9 protein-coding genes and 3 pseudogenes are annotated in these 12800 nt (G+C 46.0%); 5 read left to right on the forward strand and 7 right to left on the reverse strand.

What is annotated here, in order from left to right:
• The coding region (locus FHS77_RS14720; RefSeq protein WP_184224692.1) for an integrase core domain-containing protein at window positions 1–123 on the forward strand (123 nt) is incomplete at its 5' end.
• Window positions 124–152: 29 nt separating this feature from the next.
• On the opposite strand, the gene FHS77_RS14725 is transcribed toward FHS77_RS14720, so the two are convergent.
• Together FHS77_RS14725 and FHS77_RS14730 are read right to left on the reverse strand one after the other, a co-directional pair.
• Entirely contained in the window at window positions 153–869 is a 717-nt protein-coding gene (locus tag FHS77_RS14725) for a hypothetical protein (RefSeq protein ID WP_184224693.1), read from the reverse strand.
• Window positions 862–1287, reverse strand: coding sequence for a LysR family transcriptional regulator (locus tag FHS77_RS14730; RefSeq protein WP_184224694.1), 426 nt, complete (start codon window positions 1285–1287; stop codon window positions 862–864). Before FHS77_RS14730 ends, FHS77_RS14725 begins: the two co-directional genes overlap by 8 nt.
• Before the next feature lie 178 nt (window positions 1288–1465).
• Here FHS77_RS14730 and FHS77_RS14735 point away from each other — a divergent pair, with 178 nt between their 5' ends.
• Both FHS77_RS14735 and FHS77_RS14740 read left to right on the forward strand, forming a co-directional pair.
• Window positions 1466–1663: a hypothetical protein gene (locus FHS77_RS14735; protein WP_184224695.1), complete on the forward strand. Its 198-nt coding sequence runs from the start codon at window positions 1466–1468 to the stop codon at window positions 1661–1663.
• Window positions 1664–1678: 15 nt separating this feature from the next.
• Window positions 1679–3621: pseudogene (locus tag FHS77_RS14740) on the forward strand (TonB-dependent receptor domain-containing protein); the annotation flags it as partial.
• Between the two features lie 399 nt (window positions 3622–4020).
• Here FHS77_RS14740 and FHS77_RS14745 read toward each other — a convergent pair.
• Window positions 4021–4221 (reverse strand): annotated as a pseudogene (locus FHS77_RS14745) (IS3 family transposase); the annotation flags it as partial.
• Between FHS77_RS14745 and FHS77_RS14750 the strand changes: the two are divergent.
• Window positions 4215–4487 (forward strand): annotated as a pseudogene (locus FHS77_RS14750) (transposase); the annotation flags it as partial. The pseudogenes FHS77_RS14745 and FHS77_RS14750 sit on opposite strands and share 7 nt — an antisense overlap.
• Window positions 4488–4591: 104 nt before the next feature.
• On the opposite strand, the gene FHS77_RS14755 reads toward FHS77_RS14750, so the two are convergent.
• The 4 genes from FHS77_RS14755 to FHS77_RS14770 form a co-directional block, all read right to left on the reverse strand.
• Window positions 4592–6007, reverse strand: a complete 1416-nt coding sequence (locus tag FHS77_RS14755; protein ID WP_246431363.1) for an aspartate ammonia-lyase — start codon at window positions 6005–6007, stop codon at window positions 4592–4594.
• Window positions 6008–6465: 458 nt separating this feature from the next.
• On the reverse strand, window positions 6466–7383 hold the full coding sequence (locus tag FHS77_RS14760) for a GGDEF domain-containing response regulator (protein ID WP_184224696.1): 918 nt from the start codon (window positions 7381–7383) through the stop codon (window positions 6466–6468).
• Window positions 7380–10193 (reverse strand): hybrid sensor histidine kinase/response regulator, encoded by a 2814-nt coding sequence (locus FHS77_RS14765; protein ID WP_184224697.1) that lies wholly within the window; start codon window positions 10191–10193, stop codon window positions 7380–7382. Before FHS77_RS14765 ends, FHS77_RS14760 begins: the two co-directional genes overlap by 4 nt.
• Entirely contained in the window at window positions 10194–10541 is a 348-nt protein-coding gene (locus FHS77_RS14770) for a hypothetical protein (protein WP_184224698.1), read from the reverse strand.
• A gap of 301 nt (window positions 10542–10842) precedes the next feature.
• On the opposite strand from FHS77_RS14770, the gene FHS77_RS14775 reads away from it, so the two are divergent.
• On the forward strand, window positions 10843–12495 hold the full coding sequence (locus tag FHS77_RS14775) for an FMN-binding glutamate synthase family protein (protein ID WP_246431364.1): 1653 nt from the start codon (window positions 10843–10845) through the stop codon (window positions 12493–12495).
• Window positions 12496–12800 lie beyond the last annotated feature (305 nt).

Below are 12800 nucleotides of genomic sequence, written 5' to 3' on the forward strand. Positions count from 1 at the left end.
CGCCAAAAGATGGAAGATTGGCGTGTAGACTACAACGAGGTTCGACCTCACAGCGCTATAGGGAATAAACCGCCGATTTCGTTGATGAATGGCTCAGGCGCATCTGGTTCGCCCAAAGCCTAAACCCCGGGAAAACCACCAGCCGGGTGGTCCTAAAAAGGGGAGCACGTCATTTTTTTCTGTCTGTTGAGCATCAGGTTGATCGTATCACGATGGAGTTCGCGATAAGCAGGGCGGGAGACACCCAGCAAGCTGGAATGTGCTTGCAGGGGGCAGTGTACACAGTCCCCAGCCGGTGAGCGTGTGGCAAAAAGCGGATAAAGTGCATTCAGCGCTGCCAAGTGCGGCGCAAAGGAGGGAAGCGGTAAATAAACAATGTTGCTGCTGCTCAAATATTCACTTGCTTGACGAATATTGACTGTGACGGGTATACCCAATGCACGTGCAGCTTTTTCAATTTTACCACTAGTATCGCCCGTTCCGTTATTGCCGTGTAGAGCGATTTTATGGCCTGCCTGTGCAACCAATTTGGCTGCTTGCATAAACCATGGAGCGCGCTGTGAGTTGGGTGAAAGATAGGCTGGCCAATCAAGATCGGCGCTTTGGCTATAGGGATCATTCATACTGTAATGCTGATGGATGGCATAAATCATGCCAGCAAGTTCTTGTGCAGAAGTGCCACGATAATGGATCAGACTTAAGAAACTGCCAAGCTGCATCGGGTCAATTTTCTCTTCCAAAATAAGAGAAAATGCCTCCTGTGCTTCTTCGACAGATAAAGGACGGCTATTACCGCTGCCACGGCCAACAATGCCAAGAAAACGTGAAAACCTGATGATGGGGTCATGATGATGTGTTAGGTCAGCCAACTGTTGCGTCTGCTGTTGAGGGGATGGTTGACCATCCAGCAGAGGTTTTCTTAGAGATAATGGGGGGTGTCGTAAAAAGCGCCTGAGTGCGCCATGTACCACAAGCCATAATATTTTCTTGTGCGGGCTCCGGTTTTAGCAGGTTTTCTGCTTCTGGGGAGACGGCGCGCAAATGCAAACGTGAGTCTTCGGCCTTTGGAGTCGGCAGCATACGGCGGCCTGAACGAATGAAGATCGGATCATTAAAAGCTTCACGTATTTGCGCAAGCATACGGCCCATTGCTGGTGCGTTTAAATCTATTTGAGCTGCTGCTTTTTGGACACTACCTTCCACATGTAGTGTGTCTAGCGCAACCAGTAAGCTCAGTTGTCCGAGGTGTGAGGATGGCAAAGTAATGGTGCTATTGTCTTCAGCCACGGTGCTAACCCTTTGCAAACAAAATTGTTTTTGATTTTGGATGATGAGTGAGCGAATGCTGAATCGTTAATTGCAAAAAGCTGATGTTGAAATAAGTTTGAATCATGGCAATTGAGCTTTACACGCTCTCCTAATTAAGATGAGTTAATAACTCATATTAATTAGGAGAGCAATTGAAATGACCAGTGTGGGACGTAAATCTGCAGTGACGCCTGTTTCGCAATTGTTGGATCCGATCAAGCCGCGCCATTTTTCGTGGCTTGCCTGCAGGACAATTTTGGCTGTTACTTTATTGTCTCTATCTGTTACCGCGCAGGCGCAGACAGCTAAAAAGAAGCCTGCACTGACCGAAGAAGAAATTGCGCAATCATTGTAGAGGGGCAGTGGAATTCTACTGGATCAGATCGTTTTTATGGCAACCGGTTTTGAACAGAATGTGAAAGATGCCCCTGCCAGCATTACTGTTGTACCGCAGGACGAAATTAAAAAGGGTGCATTCCGTAACCTGACTGATGCTCAGGCGAGTGTTCAAGGCGTGAGTGTTACTGGTGTTGCCAACGAGCAGGATATTCTGATCCGTGGATTGCCTGGGGCATATACGCTTATTCTCGTTGATGGTAAGCGACGGAGCACACGTGAAACGCGTACAAATGGTAACTCGGGCTTTGAGCAAAGCTTTATTCCACCTGCATCAGCGATTGAACGTATAGAAGTTGTACGTGGCCCAATGTCATCGCTCTATGGCTCGGATGCGATGGGTGGTGTTATCAATATCATTACGAAAAAGCCAGCGACGGATGGCATGGCGAAGTAACTGTGTATGGCACTTTGCAGAAATCTGACTATGGCAATAGCGGTCAGTTTTCATTCTATGCAAACGGCCCTTTAGTGCATGATGTTGTTGGACTGCAGCTCTGGGGGCACGGCATGAAGCGTAATCAGGATAAAGTGATTGGCGGTACTCAAGAACAACGTGACGGCGATCTCAGTGGTAAGCTGACAATCACGCCTAACGAAGATCATGATATTATTTTTGACGGTGGTATCACGCGTTTGCGCCGTGAGAGCCATGTGGGACGAATTCTCGAGGGCAACGGTAAAACGAAAGATAACTATAACTATAATGATCGTTAACATTGGTCGATCAGCCATACAGGTCGTTTGGGGGCAACGACATCTGTTTTTTCTTTCTCGCAAGAGTGGGCAAAACGCAGCAGTTTTGCCCGAGCTGACAAAAACGCTGATTTCACTAAAAATTCACGCGTGCCTGAAGTTCGCAACACCGTTTTGGATGGGAAATTTACTACGCCGTTTGAGTTTTATGGTCAGCATACGCTCGTAATGTGTGGTCAGTACTTTGATGCAAAATTAACTGATAAAAATCCTGGTCATAAGAATGAAATTTATGATGATTTCGGAGTACGCCAATGGGCACTGTTTGCCGAGAATGAATGGTGGGTAACACCGGATTTCTCGTTCACTGGTGGCTTGCGTATGGGATGATCACGAAATTTATGGTTCGCATTACAGCCCACGGGCTTATGCAGTTTGGCATGCAACTGAGCTGTTTACATTTAAAGGTGGTTTATCTACCGCTTTTAAAGCTCCTGAAATTCGCTCAATAGTTCCTGATTATATACCACAGAAAAAGGTGCTGGTGTAATTATGGCCAATCCTGATTTGACTTCTGAAAAAAGTACAAGTTACGAGTTTAGTACGTTGTGGGATAATAATGATGGACTGCAGTTCGGTGCTACGTATTTTTACACTGATTTCAAAGATAAAATTGCAAGTGTAAAAACGAAAGACCGTGTGACCATCGGTGCAACCGAATATAATAAGTGGATTTATTATAACATTGACGATGCCGTTATGCAGGGTGTGGAACTGACCGCACACTGGGAAGTTACCAATGATATTCGTATGCGTGCAAGTTATACTTATACGCATTCCCGCCAGAAGGGTGGTAATTTTGATGGCTTGCCGTTAACTCGTACGCCAGAGCATATGGCTAATATTCGTGCCGACTGGACAACGCCTGTAGAAGGTCTTTCTGCATGGACTGCAGCCAACTATGATGGCTCTGAAATAAATGCGGGTGCGCGTCTTGGAGCGCAAGGTAAGCCGTATGCCTATGTTAATGATGGAAAAGCTATAGCTTATAAATATAGTCGATATTTGACTTTTGATATTGGCTCAACTTACGAATTTAGCGAACATGTGACGCTTAATGCAGCTGTTTCTAATATGTTTGACAAGAAGGTCGGGGGTGATGATTTCAATACATCTGTTGATGGTCGTCGTCTTTGGGTTGGAATGACATCTAAATTCTGATTCAGGATTATCTCAATACGAAAAAGCCCTTGGCAGATACTGCTAAGGGCTTTTTTATTGGAATATTAAATTTGCTATACTAACTCTGTATATGCATGATCTATGGTGATAGTATTTTTTATTTTAGTAGATCGAATTGGTGCTGAGCGTTTACGGAATGAAGTTTCCCATAAGTCCGGTTTTTTAACCGCGACCATTTCAAGAAAAAAGAAACCATTCGCCAATGAATAGTTTGATAGTGAGCCAAGCGAGGTGAGAATTAAATCTCTGTCTTTGGCCAAAATAACGCGTACAGTAGGTATTTGGCCGCGTTGCTTGGGCCTTAAAAAGATCGGAAAAATTTTGTCAGCGCGTTTAATCGTTAAAACATGGCAACCCAGTTGAATAGCCCCGAGTTAATTAGACACTCTTCGTCTTCATTTTGTGGATCTGTACTAAGTGCACTGGTGAAAGCATACCATTTCTATCATGTTTGCGTTGTGGGTAATAAAACATCTCAATCTAATCAAATACGTCTTGCCTTGCTTCAGCTCGGGTACCGAAAGTTTTGCGTCGAACGCGTTCTCTCTTCAATAGGTTAAAAAAAGCTCGACTTCGGGCTCTTCAAGCAATGTGGTAGGGTTCATATCGTTGTCATCCCTAATGCCTGTACAGACACGCGTTTTTCAATCATACGGGACAAGGTGAGGCCGGTCTCCATCCCCTACACCGACAGTTTCGGTGCCTATAATGTTCTGAAAGTTTTCGAGTTCCATCATGTCCGGATTAACCACTCGGAACTGTTCGCCGAGGACATGAATCACGTCAACAGAAATGAGAACTTCTGGAATCAGGCCAAGCGTCATCTGTGCGGCTATAATGGCATTTCTCAGCTTTTGTCTTAAAATGCAGCAGTTTTATAAAAAAATCCTTTGTCTGTTGGTTTAAACAGACAAAGGAAAATAATGGAAACTGTAATAGTTTTTATGACTTACTGCGCGTTGGTCATGCGCATTGGTTCAAGCAGTTCTGCTGCCAATACCGGATCCAGACCTTCAGCAATCGCAGCTTCCTTGACGCTGACACCGTCATTGAGTGCGGATTTTGCAATCCGGATCGCTGCATCGTAGCCCATCACCGGAACCAGAGCGGTCGCTAAGGTGGTGCAGGTTTCTGCCATTGTGCGGCAAGCCTCAACATTGGCTTCAATGCCATCAACGCATTTTTCAACCAGATTGCGTGATGCATTGGAAAGCAACTGGATCGAGGTCAGAATATTGTAAGCAATCAATGGCTCAAAAGCGTTCAGCTGATACTGACCAGCTTCTGCTGCCATAGTGACAGCTACATCAAGACCGATGACCTGAAAGCAGACCTGATTGACTGATTCCGGTATGACCGGATTAACTTTACCCGGCATAATGGATGATCCAGGCTGCTGTGCAGGCAATTTAATTTCGCCAATGCCGCCGCGCGGGCCGCTCGACATCAAGCGCAGATCATTGCTGACTTTGGAAAGTTTTGATGCAATGCGCTTCAATACGCCCGAATAACTGATGAATGCGCCCATATCCCAGCTGGCTGCGATCATGTCTTTGGCCGGTTTCATTTCAATACCGCTGAACTTACGCAAGTTTTCAAAAGACACATCAATATAGGCTTGCGATGCGTTAATGCAGGTGCCGATTGCAGTGCCTCCGAGATTGACTTCGGTAAGCTGCGTCATGGCGTCTTTAAGACGGATAACATCATCTTTGAATATAGTAGCAAATGCGTTGAATTCCTGACCCAATGTCATTGGAACAGCGTCTTGAAGCTGGGTTCTGCCAAGCTTGACGTGCTCTTTGAATTCAACTGCTTTTTTATCAAAGGATGCGATTAGAATATCCAGCGCATTCAGCAAATCCTGACTGCTAAGAAGTATGGCCAGTTTCACCGAGGTCGGGTACATATCATTGGTCGACTGGGAGCGGTTGATGTCTTCATTCGGGTGAATGACATCATAAGCGCCATGTGGCTTGCCGAGATGCTCAAGCGCGCGGTTTGCGATCACTTCATTGGCATTCATATTGGTGGATGTGCCGGCGCCGCCCTGGAAAACATCAACGACAAAATCGTCATTCAATGTGCCGCTGATGACGTCATCGCAGGCAAGGCAAATAGCATCAAATTGTTGTTTAGTGAGGCTGCCTTCAGCATAGTTACCGGTAGCGGCTGCCTTTTTAACAATACCAAAAGCTTTGACCAAGCTTGGAAACTGACCAATGCTTACACCGGAAATGGGAAAATTCTCCAACGCTCGAACCGTCTGAATCCCATAGCGTAAGTGTAGCGGAATATCCATTTCACCGAGCATGTCATGCTCTGTTCTCATTTCTAGCGCAGGGGAATTCAGTTCTTGAGCCATTCTTGTATCCGTTTCAATCGTATGTAAGCGATAGAACGCAAGCTAATGCGTGTCTTTGAGTGATTAATCCTGTCGAGCATGAGGCGAACATATATACGCAATTATTATTATGCGTGTTGGAAGACCTCCCACTGGTCTTACCGAGCCGTTCGCCGTGATTGCAGTTTGTTATTTAATCAGACAGTGGGAATAACGCCATGCAACTCAAAATGCAATTGTTTACGAGAAAAACAGGTAACAAAATGCATAAAAAACGCAATAAAAATGTATTTTATTGCGGGAGAATTTGCAATTTCTAGTTTTAGTTGAATTTTTATAAAGAAAAAATGTTCGTTTCGCGTAAAGATATAGTTCGTTTTTGTGGTGATTTTTACAGTAAAAAAGACTTTAAAAAGAAAAAACCGCATGAATCATATGCGGTTATTTTCTTCAGTGCATATCAGTAAAGTTTAAAATAATTAGTTTTCCTGCGTGAAAACTGTACCGGAAATCATATCCCGTCCGCCAGCTTTACTTAAATAAAGCTGCTGATCTGCATGGTTGATCCAGTCGGAAGATGTCATATCGTTCTCGGCGATAGCCGACGCGACGCCCATGCTGATAGTCAGGAACGGGCTGATTGAGGAGCCGGAATGCGGTATGTTGAGCGCCTGCACTTGAGTTTTGATACCTTGTGCTATTCTCATAGCTGAGTCGTAGTCAGCACCTGGTAAAATACAGGCAAACTCTTCGCCGCCATAACGGGCAACGGTGTTATCTGAGCGATGCATAGCGCGGGTAAGCGCGGAGGCTACCATAATCAGACAGCGATCACCTTCAGGATGGCCATAAGTGTCGTTGAAGGATTTGAAGAAATCAATGTCGAGCAGAATAACCGACAGCCAGTCTTTGTTTGCTGCCAGATCAGTGATTTCGGTTTTAATGGTTTCTTCCAAATGACGGCGGTTACTCAAGCCAGTCAAAGCATCTGTGACAGCCATTTGGGCCAACTGGTCACGCAGACGTTTCAACTCAATATGATTAGCCACACGCGCACGCAAAACCACCGGCTGGATAGGTTTGGTGATATAATCAATCGCGCCCAACGAAAGGCCACGTACTTCCGCTTCCTGATCGGTGAGGCCGGTGGTGAAAATCACCGGTACATCAGCCAGTAGACGTTCTGATTTAATACGTTCACATACACCGTAGCCATCAATGCCCGGCATCATAACATCTAGCAGAATGAGATCTGGCAGAACTGTGCGAGCCACCTCGATTGCCTGCTCGCCGGATGTAGCAAAGCAAATCTCGTAAGTGTCTTCCAACACCGCATTCATGATTTCGATGTTGGTAACTTCATCATCAACGATCAGGATGACAGCGCGATTGTTCATGATGATTTGTCTGCCTTTGACATTAATAATTGATCCAGAGCCGCGAGCGCTTTCTCATAATCTAGTTTGTCGATCGCCTGTTTAACAGGGAGCAGGGGCATCTCAGTCGAGCTCGTGTTTAGTTTTCCTGCCAGTTCTTCGAAGCTGCTGCGTGCGCGCAGGCTACGCTTGACCAGTAGCTCCCGCAAAAGTGCAGTATCGTTAATGACGGCATCAAAATCGAGACCCGCAGATTTTACGGCTGTATTTTTAACCTGTGCTGGCTGTAAAGACTGCGCAGCCTCAAGCGCCGGTTTGATTATTGCCTCGAGATTGCTAAGCAAGCTCTGGTTATTGCTCAGATCCTGCGCTGCATAAGCAAGCTCAAGCTGATGTGCAGCCCGTGAAACTTCTGCAAGTTCCAAGGAAGCGGCAACACCTTTCAAGGTATGCGCCTGACGGCGCGCGCCTTCCATATCATTGGCCAGTTGCTTGTTTTTCAGTTCTTTGACTACATGTTCAAAGCTATCCGCAAAGTTAATGATGAGCTTGCGCAATAATTTACGTTTACCGTTCACCCGCACAAGAGCTGTTGCAATGTCAAACGGCGGCAAATTATCAGGGAGGTTTTCTGACTCTTTTGCTACGTCTGTTTGTTTGACCGGCACCTGTGCTATCGATGGCTCATCTTTATGGAGCCATTTGTCCAGAGTTTGTACCAGCACTTGCGGGTCAATCGGCTTCGAGACATGATCGTTCATGCCTGCCTTAAAACATTTATTGCGCTCTTCTTCATAAGCATGTGCTGTTAAAGCAATAATCGGCAGCTGCTCAGCGCTCATTGTCTGACGAATAGTTTTGGTAGCTTCTATGCCGTCCATCACCGGCATTTGAACATCCATCAAAATTGCATGATATTTATCCGGATTGGCTTTGACCATTTCAACCGCAATCAAACCATTGTCGGCCGTATCAACATTCAAACCGGCATCCATCAAGAGCTCAGCCGCAATTTCTTGATTGATGGCATTGTCTTCAACCAAGAGTACCTGCTTGCCTTGCGCATGGGCAGAAACTGTTGGCGTATCGGGCAGTTTTTCTTTGTCAGGCGCTTTTTGCTCATTAAAGAGATTAACAATTGTTTCGAGTAATGCCGCTTCTTCAATCGGCTTGGTCAGGAAGCTGGTGACACCGGATTTTTCTGCTTCTTGTTCAAATTGTTCGCGGCCATAAGCGCTGATCAAAATAACATGCGGAAATTGATTGATCTGCGTATCAGCATGCATGACTTTCAGCGTGTTAAGACCATCCATGCCTGGCATTTTCCAGTCAAGCAGCAACAGGTCGTAAGGTGTATTGCTGTTTTGGTGATTAACCAACGCGCCGATCACTTCTTCACCGGAGGCCACCAGATCAATTTTCATCGACCATGATGCAAAGATACTTTGCAGGATTTCACGCGAGGCCGGATTGTCGTCTGCAACTAGCACACGCAATGCCTGAATATGCTCCGGCACATAGGTCACGTCGCGCTTGTCATTTTCGGCGGAGTCAAAAACCACATTGAAAGTAAACGTGCTGCCTTCGTTGGCTACGCTTTTCACCTCAATCTTGCCCGACATCTGCTCGACAATTTGCTTGCTGATGATGAGGCCAAGACCGGTGCCGCCAAAACGGCGCGTAGTGGAACTGTCGGCTTGTGTGAATGAGTTAAAGAGGTTTTTCTGTTGCTCCTGGGTCAGGCCGATACCTGTATCGGTTACGGACACAGCAATATTGACCTTTTCGGTGGCTGGCTGGGTGAGTTTAACCTCAACTGTCACGCTGCCATTTTCGCTAAACTTGATGGCATTGCTGACAATATTCATCAATACCTGATTAAAGCGCAGTTCATCACCAATTACCCTGTGCGGGATATCGGGAGCAAACAGGGTTTTCAGGCGAACATTTTTTGCATCGGCCTCATTGGTGACCAGAAAGATCTGGTTGTTGACAGCATTACGAATATTGAAAGAACGGCGCTCAAGGGTGAGCTTGCCGGCTTCGTTTTTGGAGAAATCAAGAATGTCGTTAATCAGGCGTAGAAGCGACGAGCCCGCGCCGCTGATTTTAGACATATAATCGCGCTGCTTGTCGGTCAAATCTGTGCGCATAATCAGATGACAAAAGCCAAGAATTGCATTCATAGGGGTGCGGATTTCATGGCTCATATTGGCGAGGAAGACCCCCTTGGCTTCATAAGCTGCTTCTGCTGCCTTTGAGCGTTCTTCCAGTGCTTCGTTTTTCGCCTCAATCTCATTATTCATGACTTCGTTGCGATGGAAACTATCCACCAGCATATTGCAGAACCAAATCAATACAGTGGATTGAAATGCAACAATGACACCGTGCAAGATAACACGGTTGAAATTGCCGCCATTTGGAAACACCAGATAAGGCAGCATGAAATTTAAAGTGAGATGGTGGATGACTACAGTTATGGCTGCAAGAATAATAACGCGACGGTCACACCATGCAATGGTCAGTGCCAGCATGGCGAAGAAGTACATATGTACGTCCATTTGCCAGTCATGACCGCGCAGCAAATAAAGAAAGATAACCGGTTCGCCCATTAAGGCAACGGCTGAGATGTAGCGCGTGCTTTCAGCAATGCCGTTTTTGAGCCATGACAAATGGTAAACACCTGCGAGAACAGCACCGGCAATTACCGCGCCATAGGGCGGTTTGTCGAGGGCATAAGCGGTGAGCAATAAAACCGGCAGATGCAGCCATAATAAAATGACCAGAAATCTGCTGAACTTTGTGCGTAGTTTATCAAGTTCACCGTTCATTTAAGCACCGTAGCTTTCACCAAAACTGATACAACCGCCAAGTTCCAAAGGCTCAAAAACCAGCCATGCACCGGCTTCATAAATTTTGCTGACAAAATCATCCTCGTCCGAATAAACAAGCGCAATGCCCGTTTTATCATTGATGGAGATAATTTCGCCATTTGCCTGACCAACCATGGCAAGCGTTTCACCAAGATCGGACCACATAGGCAATACAATGCCATATTGATAATTGATGCCGGTTGGCGTTAGCATCGCGCCCAACAGAGCAATGCCACCCACTGCCATCAGGCAAAGGGCCGCTCTTAAATCACGAAAACGAAAAGGTGGGTGGGTGCTCTTAGACATGATGGGGCTTTTTATAATTGGTCAGGATTTTTAGGGACTTCATCCCATAGAATGTTAAATTTTACCAGCCATTCACAAAAATAATATAGTGACATTTCTTTAATAAATATGTTGTGAGGTGGTGATTTTACACCAGATTGTTTTCATTGTTGAATTTAAATCGATTAGTGCGCCTCATCTTTGGCCAATTTGCACATCATCGCAATCACCGTTAGCTTTTGGATACAATAAAATGCTATTTGACAATATGAGAGCCATCTCATAGATGGCCGTCAAACGGGCAATGACTAAGGTGGAACCTATGTATTTGAACCTGCGCTACACGGTATTTGCTGCTGTCGCGTTACTCACTTTCCTGGTGTTGATAGCCGGCGTGTTTCACAGTTATTGGTGGTGGGTCGGACTTCCTGTCTTTGGTGGTCTAACACTCGTTGGTATTTATGACGTCATCCAGATAAAACACGCGGTTTTGCGTAATTATCCAATTCTTGGACATATGCGTTATATTCTGGAGAGTATCCGTCCCGAAATCCGTCAATATATGATTGAAAGTGATAAGGACGAGGTTCCTTTCAGCCGTCAGGATCGCGGTCTTGTTTATCAGCGCTCTAAGGGCGAAGAAGATAAGCGTCCTTTCGGTACAATCGAGAATGTTTATAGCTCCGGCTATGCATGGCTGACTCACTCAACAGCACCGGTCAAAAACGTCGATACAGACTTTCGTGTACATATTGGCGGCTCACAATGTACGCAGCCTTATGATGCCAGTCTTTATAATATCTCGGCGATGAGTTTTGGTGCTTTGTCTGCCAATGCCATTTCCGCACTTAATAATGGTGCGCGAAAGGGTAAATTTGCTCATGACACCGGTGAGGGGGGAATTAGTCGTTATCATCGCCAAGGTGGCGGTGATCTGATTTACCAAATTGCATCCGGTTATTTTGGCTGCCGCAATGATGATGGCAGCTTTTCGCCAGAAAAATTTGCCAGGACCGCAGCTGATCCGCAAATTAAAATGATTGAGCTAAAACTCAGTCAGGGTGCAAAGCCAGGTCATGGTGGTATGTTGCCAGGGCCTAAGGTAACAGAAGAAATTGCCGAGGCGCGCGGTATTCCAATTGGTGTCGATTGTATTTCGCCGCCAGCACATAGCACATTCTCAACACCACTCGGCCTGATGGAGTTCATCGGCCAGTTGCGTGAATTGTCAAATGGTAAGCCCGTGGGCTTTAAGCTTTGTATCGGTCATCGTCGCGAATTCATGTCGATTGTTAAGGCGATGCTGAAGACCGGCATTATTCCTGATTTTATTGTCGTTGACGGTAAAGAGGGCGGAACCGGTGCGGCACCTGTCGAATTTGCTAATCGTGTTGGTATGCCAATGCTGGAAGGTTTGACCTTCGTGCACAATACATTGCGCGGCGCAGGGATTCGCGATCAGGTCAAAATTGGTGCGGCTGGTAAAATCATTACCGCTTTTGATATCGCGCGCGCTTTTGCTCTGGGAGCTGATTGGTGTAACTCAGCGCGTGGCTTCATGTTTGCTATTGGCTGTATTCAGGCGCAGGCATGTCATACCAATAAATGTCCGGTGGGAATCGCGACACAAGATCCTTTGCGCCAGCGTGCCATTGATGTTGGTGACAAAAGTGACCGGGTCGCGCGATTCCATCGCAATACGATGCATGCATTGGGCGAGATTGCCGGTGCTGCCGGCCTGACCGATCCGCGGGATTTCATGCCTTACCACTTCATGTTCCGTCAAAACGACAATAAATTCCTCGATGGCAATGAAGTTTATCCATATTTGCCGGACGGATTCTTGCTTCTGGAAGATGAAATCGAAGAATTATCCGATTGGTATAGTCGTTGGGATCGTGCTTCGGCAGAAAGTTTTGCGCCCCCAACGATTCCCCATGGCCCATTTGAAAAGCGGGTCGCAGCTGCAAAATAGTCTTTTTTAAAAGTGCTCAGATAACCAAACCGCCTGCAAAGCTATTTGCGGGCGGTTTTTGTTTGCGAGTTCAGCGCAAACATATGGCAATAAGATAGCCTTGAAGTGGCGTTTTCACTCTTTATATATAGAGGGCAGAATTTAGCGTATGAATAAGCCTGATTCAGGTTTCACTTCTGGCGAAGGGTTACAATTCAGTTAATTTCTTATGTTTTCCCTGTTGAAAAGAATTTTGTATTATTTGTGAAATTGTCGTTGACAGTTTTAGTTTGGTTGCCCTATAAGGCGAACAACGAGGGCGGCGG

Origin of the sequence: Paenochrobactrum gallinarii, from assembly GCF_014205685.1 — a bacterium.
Classification (GTDB): Bacteria; Pseudomonadota; Alphaproteobacteria; order Rhizobiales; family Rhizobiaceae; genus Paenochrobactrum; species Paenochrobactrum gallinarii.

Bases quoted from the DNA above. Each gene is read 5' to 3' on its own strand.
- FHS77_RS14735 (WP_184224695.1), top strand. From the start codon at position 1,466: ATGACCAGTGTGGGACGTAAATCTGCAGTGACGCCTGTTTCGCAATTG.
- FHS77_RS14755 (WP_246431363.1), bottom strand. From the start codon at position 6,007: ATGGCTCAAGAACTGAATTCCCCTGCGCTAGAAATGAGAACAGAGCAT.
- FHS77_RS14760 (WP_184224696.1), bottom strand. From the start codon at position 7,383: ATGAACAATCGCGCTGTCATCCTGATCGTTGATGATGAAGTTACCAAC.
- FHS77_RS14765 (WP_184224697.1), bottom strand. From the start codon at position 10,193: ATGAACGGTGAACTTGATAAACTACGCACAAAGTTCAGCAGATTTCTG.
- FHS77_RS14770 (WP_184224698.1), bottom strand. From the start codon at position 10,541: ATGTCTAAGAGCACCCACCCACCTTTTCGTTTTCGTGATTTAAGAGCG.
- FHS77_RS14775 (WP_246431364.1), top strand. From the start codon at position 10,843: ATGTATTTGAACCTGCGCTACACGGTATTTGCTGCTGTCGCGTTACTC.